Below are 17,628 nucleotides of genomic sequence, written 5' to 3'. Positions count from 1 at the left end.
TGGCGCTATAACGACGCCGGATATATGTCCGCAAACCGCTTTTCATCGACAGTTGCAAAATACGGGGCGTCCATATCTGTCCTTTTCATCCTTTTCTCGTTACTTCACAAATTATCTAACGATCAAATTTTTATTGCTGTTCATTAACATGAAAGCATTTCAAATATCCGTCGTTATCTTCATTATCACTGAAGGAATAGGCCCAGCCATTTTCACCTGATATGAAATAGGTAGACTCATTATCACTTCTGTGAAACTGCATAACTTGATTTTCCCCAGTGACAGCGGCCACCTTACCATCGAAGTCAAGAACACGCTCAAACACCCTTTTGGAGCCTTCAGAGAACTTGTACAAAACTGAATTATCATTATCTACTTTTATTGTATAAATATTTCCTTTAATACTAAATACAGAAATAAAGTGACCGAGTTTAATTGGTATATCATGGCCGTCTTTGTACTCAAAGATACCATCTCCTTGATTAGCAAGGTAACCTTGCCATACATAGCCACCTTTAACATTAACAAAACTCAAAGGCAGTCTTGAAACAATTGAAGTAGGAATTGTTGACTTGTGAAAAGAAGTTGAATCCACTACAGGAAGTGCAAAAGTAATATCTTGAAAGTTAAATATAGCATAGTACCCATAATTACCCGGTATAACTCCATGAATCGGGCATGTTTCAGCAGCATGTAATGTATTACATGCTGCTTTAAATGAAAAAACAAAAAAAAGAATAAAATAGCAATACCGCTTCATTTAACGTCCTCATAATTTCCAGTTTTGTAATTCAATCTAGGGTTAAATCCTGCCCCCCTAATTATAGCGTCTTGCTTTAATATGAAATTAGTTTTCTCCATCGTCAACCTTTCCCAATTACTTTCCCATTCATCATGATAGCTAGCTGCATGAATGGATTCGTGAACAAATTCTCTAAAATTTTCTACAAGCACAGGCCCGTGAAGTCCAGGTGAAAATGAGCTGTCACTATGTCGCATATTGATTATTATCATCCGGTTATGCTTTACGTCTGTTGGTCTATATTCACTAACACCTTCAACTTGTAATTTAACTTCAATAAAGCTCATTTTCTTCAACATGTCATAGCCAATGTCAGTTAAAGCCAATCTTTCTGCAAATTTCTTATAAATTAAGATTTTAGAATTGCAGTTGGCCACTCCTCTTGTACAAGAAAACTGAAACTTTTGAGATAGTTTAGAGCGTACATTTTTTTCGTCATCCGATAGAGTACTTTGCTCTAAGGACGCTAATTTTTTTAGACTATCCTGGCTAACAGGTATATCCTCGTTCCCCTCGGCTCTAGCACTCATTCCACGCCCACTCAAGTCCGTAATTTTCGAAATAGTGTTAGTAAGTGATATGCTGGATTTTATCGCTTTCTGTCCACTATCAGAACCATTACTAGTAATATGAATATTACCAGACGAGTCTTTACCAATATGCCCGACTTTTTTACCGTCTTTATCGACAACATCGTTGACCTCCCCCTCTTTTAGATTGTTAGCACAATCCTTTAACTGATCGGAAGCACTGCAGGAGGCATATCCCGTCGGATCAGTCCCCGCCAAGGGGTTATTCATGATGTAGCTGTAAGGATTAAAGCTTTGGCTGTTGCTGGGGCTTTGAATAAAGGGGTCCACACTTAAGAAGCGGCCCAGGTTGTAGTCGTAGGCTCGCCCGTTCATATGAATAAGGGCTACGTCGTCCAGGTGTTCGTGGTCGGTAAAACCGCGGTTAACAAGACGGCCGCCATCCAGGGCGCTAATGACCGTTTCAGTGCCCTGCTCATTACCGGCCTTACCAAAGGGGTCGAAGTAGCGGCGGCTGGCAACGCTGCCATTGTGATCCAAGGTGGTAACGGCACTGCCTAAACGGTCTTTCAGCATAAAGCGGATGTAGTTACCGTCGGTGGCGTTCTTACCCACGACAGCAATATCATCTAGGTAGGCTCGCCAAGAGCCGTCGCTTTCCCACTCGTAGCTTTTGTCCACGTAATAGAGACTGGAGGTCAGGGTGGTTTGCAACGCCCGCTGGCCATCTGCACCGTTGACAAAACCCAGGGTTTTACCATTACGGCTAATGCTTTTCGGTTTATTTTCCGCATCGTAGCGGATAATGCGGCCATCACCGCTCAGCATGTTGCCACTGGCATCATAGCCAAAACTGGCCGTTGAGCCGTCTAATTTAACAATACTGGCCACAGCATTGGGCCTACTACTGTTGTAGCTATAACTGCTGGCATAATCGTCCTTGAAGGTAAGGTTGCCAGCGGCGTCATAGCCGTAACCGATATTGAGGCTAGTTATCGTGGTATCCAGGCTGCGGCCGGTCAGGCGCTGCAAACGGTCGTAACTGAACGTCTCGGCCAGGCCGGTCGCCAAGTTTTGGCGATGAGTCAGGTTACCAAAAACATCAAAATCGTCGTAAAGCAGGTGATGAACAGCCCCGGCCTGGCTGCTGAGCATCACACCCGACACCGGGTCAAAGTTACTTTGCAACTCGGTGGCACCGTCTATCAATTGGGCTTGGGTGATATTACCCAATGCATCCAGCGCCGTGATCTGCCGATAGACATAACCGCTTTCGGCGTTGGTCAGGGCTGTCATGTAACCATTGCTGTATTGCCAACTGATGGCCAAACCATTGGGGTAGACCATACCGGTTGGCCGCCCGGCGACATCGTAGCCATGCTGCAAGGTAAAACTTTGCCCCTTGGTGTATTGGGTCTCGGCAGCGATGCGTGAAGCATTGTCGTATACGTAACTGCGGTAGACATCCGCGACAGCCATTTTGGTGAGCTGGCCCTTGCTATTGTAACTATAACTGCGGGTGGTCAAGGTATCGTCAGGGTCGGTCAGGTAGGCGTTTAACAACCGGCCATTGGCATCGAGGTAAAAACGCTGGCTAGCACCGTTGGCCTGTACCTGCTTTTGCAGTTCTCCGAAACTGTTGTAGCTGAAGGTGGTTTTCCCTTGGTTAGGGTCGTTCACCCACAGCTTTTGCCCCAAACCGTTATATTTGGCCGTAATTAAGCTGCCAAGCGTGTCTTCGATAGTAATAGGTAGGCCAAGGCTGTTGTAGGCGTAACGTACCGGGTAACCGTCGGCGTCTACCGTTTCCATCAATTGCCCCAGACTATTGAAGGTCCGGCTCATGGCAAGGCCTTCCACGCTGATATCGACTTCCAGGCCGTTATAGCTGTAATTACTGGTCATCAGCTGGCCAAGAGGCTGAGCCATTTGGCGGTATCCCGGACGATTCAGTGCATCGTAATCCCCAAAAGCTATTTGGGTAGGTGCGCTGTCACCTTCGTAATAAGGCGCGGTTTGCCGCAGCACATTGCCCCGGTTGTCAAACACCTTATCGGTAAAAATCCAGTTGCCATCCATCCCTTGAACCGATTGGCGAAGGGGGCGCCCTAACTTATCGAAGTAGGTTTTAGTAGACGGCACCCCGCCTTGCATTGTTACCACTTGATAGGCGGCGTCCTCGGGGGCACTGCTGTCAGCATATTGGTATGCGGTGTAAGCGGTCAGGCTGCCGGTTTGCTGTTGACTGACCAGACGGCCAAGGGCGTCATAACGGGTTTGAGTCTGCACACCGGTTGGGTCGATGACCAAACTCGGTTTACCGTTACGCGGGTCCGTCTCAGCCGTTGTAACCAACCCAACAGCGTCCATTACTTGATAGGGAAAATAGCCGTCTGCCGCTTCGCTGTCACCGTCCTGGCTGTAGCTGGTTTTTATGGTTCGAGTTTGGCTGACGCTGTTGCCACTGGCGTTGAGGCTTTGGCCAGACTGGCTCACGGACGTTGGCAGACCATAGGTGTTATAGCTGGTTGTGGTGGTCAGTGTTTGTTCGGTATCACTGGCACTGCTAGTTATGCTGGTAGGCAGCCGTACGGTACTGTTCCAGCTATTGACTGTTGTGGTTTTGGTCACTTCCTCATCTAACCCTGAGCCGGAGTAAGGGTCGCCCGACCACTTACGGTCAACCGAAGCAAAGTGTTGAGTCGTAGTAGTGACTTTGTCCAACCACCAATTGGCTTCGTCTGGGCTGACGGTTAGTTCGGTTGTTGCCGATACGGCGACAAAGCTGTCTTCTTGAACTGTGGTTTGCAGCAGTGAATTGCCATAAGCATCAATGTTGTCAATGGTGCTTTTTTTGTCGGATATCCAGGCGCCGTTTTGTAGGTCGTAGGTAGAGCTCTTTTGCGTTTTAGCATAGAGGCTAAACACTTGGCTGGCCGACGGGTTAACAGGCACGCGAACAACAGTGCCAGCCACATTACCAATGTCACTGTTATCGACACTGACGCTGTTATAACTGCCAGTAAAGTTTTCGGCAAAGTGTGCTTCGTTGTATGCCCACTGGGTGGTGCTATTGCCTATCAGCACTCCATCGGCGGTAAAAGTGGCTTGTCGCAGCACCTTACTGGTAAAGGGAAATACCTGCGCAAACCAGGTTTTAGTGACAAGGCCTGAGGCTTCATCTCGGCTGGCTATCCAACGGAACCCTTCATTGCCGTATCCTTGAGGGTTATAAACGGCATCACTGTATGCGTAGAAGATATTGTTAAGGCCGCCCACGCCATTCGATTGGCTAAATTGGCTAACCAGATAACGGGAAGAGGCATAGTTAAAATGCAGCTGTCCGTAGTCTCTTAATCCTTCGATATAACCATGGGTATTGGTATACAAATTGCCGCCATCAACACCATTGGCCGTGCCGGTTGACATGGGCTTGTATGTCCAACTGGCAGCATTACCGAGGCCGTCTTCGACACTCATTAACATATCCGATGGGCGATAAGGAGTAGTATCGCCTGGCTCCACCGAACCTCTATTACGTGTGATGTAAATACCGTAGCTGCTTTTATCAATACCGGTGACATTGCCGTCACCCATATAGTTTTGGTCAGGGTTATCAACACTGAAACTAAAGACAAGGTCAGTTAAACCTTTTCCAAAGGTATCAACTGAAACCGCCTTGAACGGTGAACCAATAATATCGGTGGATTCGGGCGCCAAAGTGCCACCAGAAGCGTTAGGCGTATAACGAATAGCTCGGTAGCGATAAACGCCTTCGTCCATGGTGTAATTAGCTGGTGACAGGGCAACTCCCTGAGAAGACCCCGCCGTAGATTCGTAAAGCTCGTCACCACAGACAAAACCGGAGTTATTTGTGGTTCCGGTGTTTATATAGACACGACCGCAACTTTCAATTAGGTTCTCTGACGGTTCCAGTAGCTCAATCAATCCGTCGTTATCGATATCGTCCTGGATGAGATAACCATCATAGGCAACACCATAAAAGGTATCTGAAGGTTCTTGCCCTGCATCGTCGGCGGCATAGCGATACGATACTGTTCTTAAACGGGGTGCGCTGATAGGGTCAGCAAAAGTAGCGTCCCCTTTATTAAGACGCAATTGGAAGCCAGATGCCCCAACGTAATACCAGTCCGTTAGGCCATCGCCGTTGGCATCATAAAAATAAGAGAAAAAGGTATGTAACTTAGCCGCTGCAACATCAATATCCCAGAATGTACGGTCCTCAAAATAAACTTTGCCGTTGGCATCCAGTTTAGTGAGCTTAAGTACTCGGGGTATAAATCCCGGCAGCATGACGCTACCTGTCAAGACACTGGTGATCTGTTCTTTACGGCTTATCTGCATAAAATCAGGCAAGCCGTTACCGTCCATATCACCAACACTTATAACGTCGGTTTTAGGTTGCCGATCTTCAGCATCTTTGGTTGCCGTATAAACCAGCTGGCTATTGGCAGCACTGTATGGAGCGTTAACATTTTTAGAATGAAAGAAAATCGACGTTTTAAGATAACCGCCGTTATATTGCACCAAAAGTAAATCAGGCCAACCGTCGGCATTGTAATCACTAACAGCAGCGACTCGACCATTTCGGGTAATACCTTCGTCAATAGCGATGCCCGTATTGATGGCACGACTTTGACTACCATCAGTATTGGTATAAGACAAAACAAGTTGGCCTTCACTATTTACATTCCAGCTATCGGTACGACCGTCTTGATTGAAGTCTCCTTCAGCACAATTTGTACCATTGGTACTGTGTCGACAATTATCGGGGCGCTCATCCCTTTGAGAGGTCCCGGTAACCTCTTGTTCTGCGTTAACAAAATAGCCGGTCCAGTCTCGAACACCGTCACCATTTATGTCACCGCGAGGTTCAATTTGTGAAAGATATGTTCCACTCCCATAGGGATGAATTGCCTGACCGTTTTGGTAGAAAGTAACAGGTTCAACCTCCCTGACAACAGGTGCATCACTCCAAGTAAACTGTGTTGCTGGCAAGCAACCACTGTCATTACTACAAAGCTCAACTTCTTTTAATAAGCTGCGCTGGGATGCCCGACTTGCTTCATAAAAAAAGTTATATCGCTGCACTAACTCGTTAGCGACATAAGTCTGAATGGAAGACAAGCGTTGGTCATAAATACTCAAACCTCCGGCTAAATACGCACTACGAATGTCATCCCTGTTTTCATAATTAAATCGAACAACTCGATCACCATTGTTACTGCCAGTGCCGGTATAATAGATAGCCGATAGCACTGCATTACCCGTTCCCAGCTGATACTCATAATTAATTGTGTTGTTACCACTCGCGTCAGCTTCCCGGCTTATCAGCCAAGAAGATGCTAAAGAAACGCCGTCTCCCACTATCCGGCTATTAGCACTATTACCAAAAGTCAGTACTTTGTTGTCTTTCGTTTCGACAATAAAATAAACGCCGCTTTGCCCAAGGCTTCCGCCTTGCTGGGTGATACGCGAAAAGCTATCTTCTTCCGTTCGATACTGGGTTCCACTAGCACCATAGCTACCGGAAACAGCTTCTAAACGCGCGCCGCTCAGACACAACTTATCGTTGCTGTTAAGCATGACTCCCAGATTTTCGCTTGCTGTTATAACGCCGTCTCTAGCTGTACTGGCACCACAACGGCTAATACTTCCCCCCGCCGAAAGTGACCAACCGACACCTGCAATGCCATCGCCGCCATCAGAACTATATTGCACAGACACATCAGGGGTAAAACCGCTACGACCAGGTGGAACGGCTATTGGAATAACGTAATTGGAACGCCCCCCAGAGACCCCGGCATGTCCCTGCAAGGAACCAACGGCATCAGAAATGGCACTATTTGCCTTGGCTACTTCTTCTCCTGTTATCAACCGCCCAGACTTTACCGCCCAAGCTGGAGAATCACTTTGAATTTCCAGCTTGAAATGGGTATTGGCAGTAAGGGAACCGTCAGTAACAGAAACCGTAATATTTGCTTTACCTGAAAGCTCTTGACTCGCGGCGGGGGCTGTTAGGGTGATGGAGCGATTACTACCGCTACCACTTAGGACAATATTGCCATTAGGCACAAGAGTACTATTGTCTGAAACGGCTGTAACCTGAAGCGAATCAGTACTGTCATCTACATCAGCAACACTAAAAGCAATTGCACCAGACTCGGTGCCTGATTGCAGGGTTATGTCCGATATACCGCTTATTGTCGGTCGGTCGTTGACACTGACAACCGTCAATAAAAAACTGACATTGGTTTTAAGATTACCGTCGGAAACGGACAAGGTAATATTTGACGTGCCATGCGCGTTACCAACCGGCGCCATGGTGATACTTCTCGCTGAGCCACTACCACTGAGCGTTATATTGGCAACCGGTAAAAGTTCAGTGTTAGACGATGTTGCTGTTAAGGCTAGGTTGGATGCTGCCGTTTCTACATCGTTAACCGTAAAGCTAACTGCTTTAGCCGTATCTTCATCAATACTTTGGTTACCAATGCTACTGATAGTAGGTACATCATTTATAGGATTAACGTTTAGCGTAAATGTACTACTGCCATAAGTAGTTCCATCAAATGCTTTAATCGTTACAGTAGTAGAACCATATTGGTCTTTTGCCGGAACCACTGTGATAGTTCGGCTTCCACCACTTCCCCCCAAGGAAATATTGCTATCAGGTAATAATGTCTTGTTACTGGATGCGGCGGATACAACCAAGTTTGTAGCCGCAGTTTCAGCATCGCTTACAGTGAAACTAACGCTTTTTGTCGAATCTTCGTTTATTGCCTGGGTTCCAATGGAACTAACAATAGGCACATCTTCCTGAGCAACAACGTTCAAAACAAATTGGCGGCTGGTAGTTAGACTGCCATCGGATACTGTTACTTTGATAGTTGTAGAACCGTTTTGATTTGCGGCCGGATTGACCGTCATGGTTCGACTTGTACCTGAGCCGCTAACGTTAATTCTACTTACTGGAAGTAATGTTGTATTACTGGATGTTACCGATAGGGATAAATTACCTGCTGCTGTCTCCAGGTCACTTATCGAAAAGCCGATAGTTTTTGGGGTATCTTCGTTAGTAGTCTGTGTAGCAATAGCGCTCATAGTCGGCGCGTCATTAACACAGGTTACAGTCATATTGACCGTCGAAGAATAAGTCTTATGCCCATCACTTACACCATAGCTAAAACTGTCGCTGCCACAGTAGTTAGCATTGGGGATATATTTAAAAGAACTTGTATTGGTTACAGATGCAGAGCCATGAGAGGGTTTGCCAACAGAAACTAAGGATAAGGTGTCATTTGGGTCTGGGTTGACATCATTAGTCAGCGGCAGACCATTAATAGACTTGTCTTCGGTAACGGTATAACTGTCTGACTTGGGATAAACAGGATCATCCACGGCGTAAATGACCAAGTTAAAATACTTCGTATTGGAAGCACCATCGCTATCTTTCGCTGTAACGGCTAGTTTTGCTGTTCCATATGCGTTAGCAACTGGCACCATCGTAATAGTTCTTTTACTTGCTGACGGCGATGTCACAGTAACACTTTTAACCAAATCGGTATCAAGAGTCCCGGCGCCAACCAAAATACTGGCAAGGCTGTCGCTATCGTCGTCAACACCAATGGTATAGGAGGCGGTCGTATCTTCGTTCGTTTTCTGAGTAGCCAAAATAGTCATTGTCGGAGCAGTATTGCTACAGTCAATAACAGCCAAGGTTGAAGCCGACGATGTAGATATAGTTGCGCTCTTAGACGTCTCAACAGGAACAGATAACGGTTCAGCATCCCCACAATCAGGGCCACTCGCAAAAGCACGAAAAGAAGTGACTATGAGAGCCACCCCGAAACAGAATCCCTTCACTACAACATCCATGTAAACATCAAATTTTCACAACATGCTAATTTTTTGACATTTTCTTATCAATAGTGAATATCAGCCAAATAGAATAATTTAGAGCAGCTTCAAACAATCCAAGCCATCAAGGGCCATGTGGATCGTCAGCCCTACCCCAACCCAGCGCGTTTTGGGCACCAGGCAAAGCACGGCATAGAGCGCAATGGCCCAATATTGGTGCAGTGGGTGAAAACCAATAGAGCAGCGCAGAGGGTCGAAAACTGGCGTGGCAAAGAGGTGGTCGATATCCACCAGCATGGTGGCCCACATCACCAGTGTTGCTTGCCACCATTGGTGGCGCCAAAAGGTAAGTGCCACCAGCAGTGGCACTAAAAAGTGGCCAGCCATGTGCAACTGGCTGGAAAGCATCAGAGACTAGGCCTGTCGCGCCACAAGGCAGGCAGATATTTCGAGGAAAACAAATACACCACACCCCAGGCCGAGACGGCCAGTTGCACCGCCTGCCAAGGGTCGTAACGCCCGTGGCCGTGGCTAATGGCCACAATCACTAACGCCAAATCGCCAATAAGGCCAAGCTTTAGTAGCAAGCCTTGCTGACGCCACAGCCACCAAAAGCGGTCTTTACTGTCAACATGGCGAAGGCCATTAAGCCATAAGCAGCAAAACGCAGGCAGCGCCGGTAAAAACCACGGCCAAGCATGTTCAAAATCAGGCAAGAACCGGCTTAGGAAGGTGCCGCCACTGGCGCCGCCCATTAACGACCCCACCCAAATCAGCGGGTAGCGCAGCAGCCAGCACAGAAGTATCCAAAGCGCTTTGGGGAGCTTTAACAGGCCTTTGGCATCCAGCTGGGCCGGGCTAAATACTGGCTTATCCATGGCGGCCGGCGTGGATCATGTTCAGCACATCTTGTTTGGCATCACGAATATGCTGGCAAAGCCGTTCTACCGCTTCGTCAATGCGCTGCTCGCGGCAACATTCCAGCATGGCAATATGCTCACCTTCGGCCCGCTGCACGCCACCATCAAGCAACAAATGCAGCCGAACGTAGCGGTCGGCATGCAGGTTGAGGTTTTGAATGAGTTCCATGGTTTTAGGCCGTTTGGCACCCACATAAAGGCTTAAGTGAAATTGGCGGTTAAGCCCGGCCCAGAGCTGAATGGAACCTTCCTTTAAGGCCGCATCCATTTGCAGCAAATAGCCCTGGGACTGGTGCAAGTCCAGGGGGCTTAAATGGGGAATAGAACGGGCCAGCAAGTCCGGCTCAAGCAACAGCCGAATATCAAAAAGCTCTTCGGCCTGCTCTACCGACAAGGGCGTAACCCGCGCGCCTTTGTGGGCTTCAAAATCAATCAGGCCCTCGGCCTCCAGCTGCATCATCGCTTCACGTACCGGAATACGGCTAACGTTTAAGCTTTCAGCCAACAGGTTCTGGCGCAGCGGCTCACCGGCTTTGAGTTCGCCCGATAAAATGCGGTCACGCAGGCTGTCTAACACAAAGGCAGTACGGGTTTTGTGAATGGGATGGCTGCTCATACAAAAAAGGCTGCGCGTTGAAAATTCCCGGCAGTATATCGACTTCCGCCAAACGCCTCCATCGGCGCCTTATCAAAGCCGTGAACCACGTCTAAGAAGATTTTTTTAAGCTCTGGCGCAGGCTTATGCGCTTTTTGCCATCGGCATAATAATAAAGCGCCATCACCAGCCCCAGCACCAGTGGCGGCCAGGGTGACGGCATAGTCTGAAACGGAAAGCCCTGGGCGATAAGGTTAAAAACCAGTAAAAAAAGCCCGGCAATAACAAAAATGCCCAAGCCACAAAACAGCGCGTTTTTCTCGGCCAGGCCCTTAGCTGGCGCCTTGGTCACCGGCGCTTGCTCGGTCAGGGGCGCACCATCAACAGCCACGGCGATAACGCCCTTTGCCACACTCACTTCCACCAAGCCAAGGCCAGCTTTAGGAATGGCCAAGCTGCAAAGCTGGTGTGGGCCAAGGGTGCGAAACAGTACCGACTTATCTTGCTCCTGGCCGTCGATAAGCAGCCGCACTTCGGTTACCAAGAGTCTTGGCAGCACCTGAACTTCAATGCTGTGTTCGTTCCAAGCGCCTTGCCATTGTTGCGTTTTCATTGATTTTTACTCGGTGTCCAGGGAGTGATGATGTGGATCTTACTGCGTTTTTTCGGAATGGAAATGTTTGCCGGCAGCGTCGGGAAGTAGTCAAAAATTTGCTGGGGCACATCAATACCGGCGCCGTCGATAAAATGCCACTGCGCTTGCGCTTTGGGCCGCACAGCGATGAGGTAACCGTCTTCGGTGATTTGCCGGGTAGCGTTTTCAAAGCGGCTATGGGTAGGCACGAAGGCCACCCAGTCATCCCCGGCAGGGTAATAATCGTGGGGCATATCAAAACGCAGCTGGCTTTGTTTTAAACCGCGCTGATTAAGGCTTAAAAAACTGTCTTGGGCATTGACTAGCGCTTGTTCTTCGCCGCCTTGACCGGCTATGGCTCTGGGGTGGGTCATTGCTACCAGCGTTTGGTAGTCTTGCGCCAAGGTGGCGGTTTTCAGTTTCGCCAACGCCGCCGCCAGGCCGTCTGCCGGCGCCGCCCACAACGGCGCCGCTGCCAGCAGCAAAAGCAGACTAAACCACTGAATTATTCGCCGTCCCAAAAATTCACTCCGTGGCCCATGCGGCCAAAAATGGCAAATTGGCGGTCTTTGCTGTCGCCACCGGGGGCGCTACCGGCGATCACCCCATATTTTTTGGAATCCGGATAGAACATCACATCCGGCTCTTTCATGGTCGATACCGCCAGGTACACCAGTTCCTTGTCGCCAGAATTGACAATTTGATGCGGTGTTTCCGGGCCTGCCGGGCAAGAAACAAAATCACCGGCCTGCAACGGGTAGCTTTGTACCCCATAAAAAGCGTGCCAGCACCTTCCAAAATAAAGAACATTTCTTCGTTGTTCAGGTGGGCATGGCGCGGCCACGCCTTTTTGCCCGGCTGTACTCTGACCACCCGAAAGCCAAGCTCCTTCGCCCCCAATAACTGGGCTACCGGTGCCACCCTCGCAAAATACTGATCGCCGTGGCTGTGACTGCGATAAGTCAATTTTTGGATGTTGATAACAGGACTGTCGGCCATTGCTTGACCCCACTGGTTGGGTCTTTTAGTGTGTCGACCATTCTAACAACGAAGCTTGGCCAGGCAACCATTCTCATATCAAGGCCAACGCTTATATTTTCGGGATCAGGCCTTGCCTTCCCGGTCCAGCCGTTGAGGATCGGATGAATAAAACCCTGGGCTCTGCCCTTATTATTGCTGGCACCACCATTGGTGCCGGTATGCTCGCCCTGCCTTTGGCGACCGCCAAGCTCGGTTTTGGATTAAGTAGCCTGCTACTGATTGTGTTTGCCGTTATTGCTATTAAATCGGCCTGGCTTATTGCCGACCACAGTTTGGCACTGGAAGGCCCCGCCTCATTAGATGCCCTTGGTAAAAAAGCCTTTGGCGGGGCTGGCCGCCTGATGTTGGCGCTGGCCATGGGCGTATTGTATTACTCGCTAATGGCCGCCTATGTCTCCGGCAGCGCCGCGCTGTTAAGCAGCACCATCGGCGTTAGTACCGCCGCCTCAGCCATTGCCGCCACCATTATCGTCGGGGTGTTGGTGATGTTTTCAACCAAGGTGGTGGACATCAGTAACCGCTTACTGTTTTCCATCAAATTGGTGGCACTGGCGCTGGTAATTGCCGGGCTACTGCCGGGCATTAAGGCCGCCTATCTTACCAACGGTGGTGCCCTGCCCTTGGCGGCGCTGCCCATTATGTACACCGCCTTTGGCTACCACGGTTCTATTCCGACGCTGGTAAACTACCTTGAGCGCGATAAACGGCAAATTCGTATCGCCATTGCCGCCGGCACCCTGCTACCGCTGGCGCTTTACCTTATTTGGCAATTGGTGGTGCTGGGCAGTTTAAGCAGTGCTGCGGTGGCCACCACCGACGGAAAACTCGAAAAGCTGATTGCCGCTCTTTCTGCCCATCATGGCGGTTGGCTAAGCCCCAGCATTCATCTTTTTGCTGACTTGGCCCTGGCCACCTCCTTTTTAGGGGTTGCCGTTGGTATGTTCGACTTTTTAGCCAGCCTCTTTAACCGCAAAAGCAATGCCGCAGGCCGCAGCCAAACCGCGCTATTAACCTTTCTGCCGCCGCTGTTGGTGGCGCTGTTTATGCCCGGCATTTTTGTCAGTGCCTTGGGGTATGCCGCCATCGCGCTGGCGGTTATTGCCCTGGTGCTGCCAGCCTTTATTAGCCACCGCCAAAAAAGGCACCTCGAGGGTGCCATCTTGTTAGCCATCACCTTGCTGGTTGTGGTGGCACAATTGCTTCATTAAAAAAGGCGGTTTAGCCGCCTTTTTTCATTGTTTGCCAAAGGCTTTATTGAGCAGCCGGTGCAAACGAATCTGCTTAAGTTCAATGCCGTCTCGGTCTTCAATGCGGTGACAGCCATCTTCTTTAAAGCCGTGCTTAAGCCAAAACTTAATGCCGGCCTGGTTGTTTTCCAGCACCCACAGGTTCATCGACACAAAGCCTTGTGAGCGCAGCGCCACCAGGGCTTTTTCCAGAAGCTGGGCGCCAAGGCCACCACCAATCATCTCGGGGTCAAGATAAAGGGCACGCAGTTCAGCGGTGGTGCGGCGTGACACATCCGGGTCGCGGGAGCGCCCGGTATTCACAAACCCCAACAAATTACCGTCATCTTCAACCAGCCAGGTTTGGCTAAGCGGCTGGCGCAAAAGGCTTTCTACTAAGCCAACACGGCCATCAACGGTTAATTTTTCCAAAAACTCAGCGGGCAGAAATTGCCGATAGCTCTGCTGCCAGGCGCGTACCAATAACTCGGCGATGGCCGGAGCATCATCTAAGGTCGCTAATCGGAGACGGGGTAGTACGGGCAAGGTGGTGGTTCCAATGTAACAATTTAGTCGAAATTATCAAAAGTGAGGCCTAGGACACAATCCCTAAAACGAATGCTTTGTTAATTACCTCATTTTATGCCGCTGAGCCGCTGCTTTTTTCGGTCCAGCGGCTCAGCTATTTGAAGGAAATTTAGGCTGAAAAGCGCTCTTTGCGCAAATGGCGGCGTACCAAAATCCAGGTCCAAAGCGGCAGGCTTAATAGTTCCACCAACGGCTCGACGGCATAACCTAACAAGCTCACCTGCAACTGCCAGTCTTGGTGCATCATTATCACCGGCGCCGGTACCGCAATCATAAAGGTCAACCACAGCGGCATTTCTTGCTCCAGCCTCACCACGGCAAAGGCGGTAGAAAAAGAGAGCACCTGCATGCCAAGGGTAACCAGCAGCAAGCTCCAGGGCTGAGTAGGGTCCCCTAGCCAATGCAGATAAGGCAGTTTCGGCACCGTTATGCCAACGCCCAGCATCACCAGCTCAATACCATGGGTATAAAGCTCCACCATGATCAGCAACACCATCAGTCTGACCAGCCACTTATGCAGCATCTATTACCCCTTGCTCGCTTAAAAAAGCCATCAGGGTAGCATCATCCCAGGTGGCAATGCCCAGACTTTCAGCCTTGGCCAACTTAGACCCGGCTTTTTCACCGGCCACCAGCACATCGGTATTTTTTGATACCGACCCTGCCACCTTGGCCCCCAGCGCCTCAAGGTGTGCCTTGGCTTCGTCGCGGGACAATACCGACAAGGTGCCGGTGATAACAAAGGTTTGGCCGGCAAGCGGCTGGTTGTCACTGCTGGGCTTTTCCAATACTGGCCAGTGAATACCGCCGATATCGGGGTTTAATAAGGCTTCTATCACCTCAATATTGTGCGGTTGGCGGAAAAAAGTATGAACGTGGCGGGCAACAATGGGGCCAACGTCGTCCACCGCCTCTAACTCTTCAACCGACGCGGCCTGCAGTGGTGGCAAATCCGCAAAGTGGCTGGCAAGACCGGCGGCGGTGGCTTCGCCGACTTCGCGAATGCCCAGCGCATAAATAAAGCGCGGCAAGGTGGTTGCCCGGGCTTTACGAATATGCGACACCAATTTGGTGGCTGACTTTTCGCCCATCCGCTCAAGGCCGGTGAGCTGCTGGGGGGTTAATACAAAAATATCGGCCGGGGTTTTCACCCAGTCTTTATCCACCAGTTGCTCAACAATTTTGTCGCCAAGGCCTTCAATATCCAGCGCTTTGCGCGAGGCAAAATGCCGCACCGCCTGTTTGCGCTGGGCACTACAAAAAAGCCCGCCTGTGCAGCGCGCCACGGCTTCGCCTTCCAAACGCTCGACTTTGGAGTCGCAAACCGGGCAAGTATCAGGAAAGACAATATCAGCGGCGTTGTCAGGGCGGCGCTCTTGAACCACCGACACCACTTGCGGAATAACGTCGCCGGCGCGGCGAATAATAACGGTGTCGCCTATTTTCACCCCAAGGCGCGCCACTTCATCGGCGTTATGCAAGGTGGCGTTAGATACCGTTACCCCGCCAACAAACACCGGTTTTAACTTCGCGACCGGGGTGATGGCGCCGGTGCGCCCCACTTGAAACTCCACATCTTCAAGTACGGTAAGCTCTTCTTGTGCCGGGTATTTCCAGGCAATGGCCCAGCGCGGTGCCCGCGCCACAAAGCCCAGCTCTTCCTGGTCGGCAATGCTATCAACCTTAATGACGGCGCCGTCGATATCAAAATCCAAGGCCTCACGCTTTGCCAGCAAGTCGTCGTGAAAGGCTTTCACCGCTTCATTACCGGTGACCCTTTGCACTTCTTTGGCCATCGGCAGCCCCAACGACTTCAGCCACAGCAGCCTTTCATATTGGCTTGCAGGCAGCACCATGCCTTCCACAACCCCAAGGCCGTAGGCATAAAACGCCAGCGGCCTTTTGGCGGTAATACGCGGGTCTAGCTGGCGCAAGGAACCGGCCGCGGCGTTACGGGGGTTGGCAAAAAGTTTATCGCCAGTTTCAAGGGCCTTTTTATTCATGGCCTCAAAGCCGGCTTTGGTCATAAAGACTTCGCCGCGCACCTCAACACGGACCGGGAATTGGCCGCGTAGTTTTAATGGAATGGCGCCAATGGTACGCACATTTTGGGTAATGTCTTCGCCGCTGGCACCATCGCCACGGGTGGCGCCGCGCACCAATAGGCCGTTTTCATATAAAAGGCTTACCGCCAAACCATCAAGCTTGGGCTCGCAGCACCAGGCTGGGGCATGACCCAAGCCTTTTTCTACCCGCTCGCTAAAGGCAATAAATTCGTCTTCGTCCATGGCATTACCCAAAGACAGCATCGGCACTTCATGCACCACTTCACTAAAGGCGGTGGCGGCTTTGGCCCCTACCCGCTGGGTGGGAGAATCCGGGGTGATAAGCTCTGGGTGCTCGGCCTCAATGGCCTGCAGCTCGCGCATGAGCCGGTCATATTCGGCATCGGGAATGCTGGGGGCGTCTTCGACGTAATAGCGGTAGTTATGCTCGTCAATGCGCTGACGCAGCGTCTCTAATTGGCTTTGAATTGTGTTCATGGCGCTCTTACAAAAAAGCCCGGCGTTGCCGGGCTCTGAAACAATCAGTGGCCGCCGGCTGCGAGGAGCTGGCGCCGAGTGAATTCACGAATTTGGCCCTGGTAATGCTGTACCGTTTGCTGGGTAACCAGGTTGCGGTCACCATCCAGTACCTGGCAGCCAAACTCTTCGGCCATTTTCTGGGCGGCGTTTAGCATCATGGCAAAGGCTTTCATGGCGTCACCGGCGTTCGGCAAGGTCATAAAAAGTGCCAGGCCACGGGTATTAAACTGCTCCATGTTGTCCACATCGAAGGTGCCGGGGTTCACCATGTTAGCCATGCTAAACAGCACCGGGCCACGGCCAGACGATTCTTTATGGCGATGGAAAATGTCCATCTCGCCAAAGCGCATGCCAAGGCTTAATAGCAACGGCAACAGTTCGGCGCCTTCGATAGGATCTTCGTCTTTCGCCACCACATGCAGCACCAGCACTTCCTGGTTTTCAGGGGCGACAGGTTCGGCGGCTGCCTCTTCTTCTACCGCTTTGATGCTGGGCATGGCCGGTTCCGGCTGGCGGGCCTCGGGAGCTTCGGGCGCTTCAAACTCGTCAGCGGCCGGTGCCTCGGAAACCTCGGCGGCAGGCTCGGCGTTTAAATTCAGGTCCATTTGCTCCATTTTTGGCTCTTGGCGGCGTTTAGCCACCACCCGCACCTCACCGATGCCATCGTCATCAAAGCCGTTGGGGTCCTTTTCTTTGGTGGGCATGGATTTCATCGATTTGGTTTTTAGCTTGGCCTGACCCTGGTTGCGAATGGTCTTGAGGCCATGGGCAAAAATGGCACCAATGATCAGCACACCAATGATTAGCAAAACGGTTTCCATCTAGG

At 50.4% G+C, this 17,628-nt stretch carries 14 protein-coding genes; 1 reads left to right on the top strand and 13 read right to left on the bottom strand.

The features are described from left to right. Positions 1–130 precede the first annotated feature (130 nt). The 9 genes from DW350_RS19425 to DW350_RS06770 all read right to left on the bottom strand — a co-directional run bounded on the left by DW350_RS19425 (position 131) and on the right by DW350_RS06770 (position 12,361). Entirely contained in the window at positions 131–760 is a 630-nt protein-coding gene (locus DW350_RS19425) for a hypothetical protein (protein WP_152032948.1), read from the bottom strand. After that, positions 757–9,231 (bottom strand): Ig-like domain-containing protein, encoded by an 8,475-nt coding sequence (locus DW350_RS06800; protein WP_115718152.1) that lies wholly within the window; start codon positions 9,229–9,231, stop codon positions 757–759. Before DW350_RS06800 ends, DW350_RS19425 begins: the two co-directional genes overlap by 4 nt. Positions 9,232–9,309: 78 nt before the next feature. After that, complete coding sequence (locus DW350_RS06795) at positions 9,310–9,621, bottom strand: DUF6122 family protein (RefSeq protein WP_115718151.1); 312 nt, start codon at positions 9,619–9,621, stop codon at positions 9,310–9,312. Then, positions 9,621–10,091 (bottom strand): DUF2919 family protein, encoded by a 471-nt coding sequence (locus DW350_RS06790; RefSeq protein WP_115718150.1) that lies wholly within the window; start codon positions 10,089–10,091, stop codon positions 9,621–9,623. Before DW350_RS06790 ends, DW350_RS06795 begins: the two co-directional genes overlap by 1 nt. After that, positions 10,084–10,749: a GntR family transcriptional regulator gene (locus DW350_RS06785; RefSeq protein WP_115718149.1), complete on the bottom strand. Its 666-nt coding sequence runs from the start codon at positions 10,747–10,749 to the stop codon at positions 10,084–10,086. The genes DW350_RS06790 and DW350_RS06785 overlap by 8 nt, the downstream gene beginning before the upstream one ends. Before the next feature lie 91 nt (positions 10,750–10,840). Continuing rightward, on the bottom strand, positions 10,841–11,341 hold the full coding sequence (locus DW350_RS06780) for a hypothetical protein (protein ID WP_115718148.1): 501 nt from the start codon (positions 11,339–11,341) through the stop codon (positions 10,841–10,843). Beyond that, positions 11,338–11,883: a hypothetical protein gene (locus DW350_RS06775; protein WP_152032947.1), complete on the bottom strand. Its 546-nt coding sequence runs from the start codon at positions 11,881–11,883 to the stop codon at positions 11,338–11,340. The genes DW350_RS06780 and DW350_RS06775 overlap by 4 nt, the downstream gene beginning before the upstream one ends. After that, the gene (locus DW350_RS19610; RefSeq protein WP_226911405.1) at positions 11,868–12,014 is read right to left on the bottom strand and encodes a hypothetical protein; all 147 of its coding nucleotides are present in this window, start codon (positions 12,012–12,014) and stop codon (positions 11,868–11,870) included. Before DW350_RS19610 ends, DW350_RS06775 begins: the two co-directional genes overlap by 16 nt. Continuing rightward, positions 12,011–12,361, bottom strand: a complete 351-nt coding sequence (locus DW350_RS06770) for a cupin domain-containing protein (protein ID WP_226911404.1) — start codon at positions 12,359–12,361, stop codon at positions 12,011–12,013. The genes DW350_RS19610 and DW350_RS06770 overlap by 4 nt, the downstream gene beginning before the upstream one ends. A gap of 143 nt (positions 12,362–12,504) precedes the next feature. Between DW350_RS06770 and DW350_RS06765 the strand changes: the two genes are divergently transcribed. Beyond that, positions 12,505–13,611: an aromatic amino acid transport family protein gene (locus DW350_RS06765; RefSeq protein WP_115718146.1), complete on the top strand. Its 1,107-nt coding sequence runs from the start codon at positions 12,505–12,507 to the stop codon at positions 13,609–13,611. Positions 13,612–13,635: 24 nt separating this feature from the next. Here DW350_RS06765 and DW350_RS06760 read toward each other — a convergent pair whose 3' ends face one another. From DW350_RS06760 to zipA, 4 genes are all read right to left on the bottom strand, one after another. Continuing rightward, positions 13,636–14,175 carry a GNAT family N-acetyltransferase gene (locus DW350_RS06760; protein WP_192954839.1) on the bottom strand — a complete coding sequence of 180 codons (540 nt, stop codon included), beginning with the start codon at positions 14,173–14,175 and terminating at the stop codon, positions 13,636–13,638. A gap of 151 nt (positions 14,176–14,326) precedes the next feature. Next, complete coding sequence (locus DW350_RS06755; RefSeq protein WP_115718144.1) at positions 14,327–14,740, bottom strand: hypothetical protein; 414 nt, start codon at positions 14,738–14,740, stop codon at positions 14,327–14,329. Next, a complete protein-coding gene (gene ligA / locus DW350_RS06750; RefSeq protein ID WP_115718143.1) occupies positions 14,730–16,760 on the bottom strand; it encodes an NAD-dependent DNA ligase LigA in 2,031 nt (676 codons plus the stop codon). The genes DW350_RS06755 and ligA overlap by 11 nt, the downstream gene beginning before the upstream one ends. A gap of 44 nt (positions 16,761–16,804) precedes the next feature. Continuing rightward, a complete protein-coding gene (zipA, locus tag DW350_RS06745) occupies positions 16,805–17,623 on the bottom strand; it encodes a cell division protein ZipA (protein WP_115718142.1) in 819 nt (272 codons plus the stop codon). Positions 17,624–17,628 lie beyond the last annotated feature (5 nt).

Origin of the sequence: Gallaecimonas mangrovi (assembly GCF_003367375.1) — a bacterium.
Classification (GTDB): domain Bacteria; phylum Pseudomonadota; class Gammaproteobacteria; order Enterobacterales; family Gallaecimonadaceae; genus Gallaecimonas; species Gallaecimonas mangrovi.
This window is presented reverse-complemented; position numbering and strand designations above follow the sequence as displayed.

What these genes read in the sequence shown, in the direction of transcription:
- ligA (WP_115718143.1), bottom strand. Translation starts at nt 16,760, where the DNA reads ATGAACACAATTCAAAGCCAATTAGAGACGCTGCGTCAGCGCATTGAC.
- DW350_RS06755 (WP_115718144.1), bottom strand. Translation starts at nt 14,740, where the DNA reads ATGCTGCATAAGTGGCTGGTCAGACTGATGGTGTTGCTGATCATGGTG.
- DW350_RS06770 (WP_226911404.1), bottom strand. Translation starts at nt 12,361, where the DNA reads ATGGCCGACAGTCCTGTTATCAACATCCAAAAATTGACTTATCGCAGT.
- DW350_RS06785 (WP_115718149.1), bottom strand. Translation starts at nt 10,749, where the DNA reads ATGAGCAGCCATCCCATTCACAAAACCCGTACTGCCTTTGTGTTAGAC.
- DW350_RS06790 (WP_115718150.1), bottom strand. Translation starts at nt 10,091, where the DNA reads ATGGATAAGCCAGTATTTAGCCCGGCCCAGCTGGATGCCAAAGGCCTG.
- DW350_RS06780 (WP_115718148.1), bottom strand. Translation starts at nt 11,341, where the DNA reads ATGAAAACGCAACAATGGCAAGGCGCTTGGAACGAACACAGCATTGAA.
- DW350_RS06800 (WP_115718152.1), bottom strand. Translation starts at nt 9,231, where the DNA reads ATGGATGTTGTAGTGAAGGGATTCTGTTTCGGGGTGGCTCTCATAGTC.
- DW350_RS19610 (WP_226911405.1), bottom strand. Translation starts at nt 12,014, where the DNA reads ATGAAAGAGCCGGATGTGATGTTCTATCCGGATTCCAAAAAATATGGG.
- DW350_RS19425 (WP_152032948.1), bottom strand. Translation starts at nt 760, where the DNA reads ATGAAGCGGTATTGCTATTTTATTCTTTTTTTTGTTTTTTCATTTAAA.
- DW350_RS06765 (WP_115718146.1), top strand. Translation starts at nt 12,505, where the DNA reads ATGAATAAAACCCTGGGCTCTGCCCTTATTATTGCTGGCACCACCATT.
- DW350_RS06795 (WP_115718151.1), bottom strand. Translation starts at nt 9,621, where the DNA reads ATGCTTTCCAGCCAGTTGCACATGGCTGGCCACTTTTTAGTGCCACTG.
- zipA (WP_115718142.1), bottom strand. Translation starts at nt 17,623, where the DNA reads ATGGAAACCGTTTTGCTAATCATTGGTGTGCTGATCATTGGTGCCATT.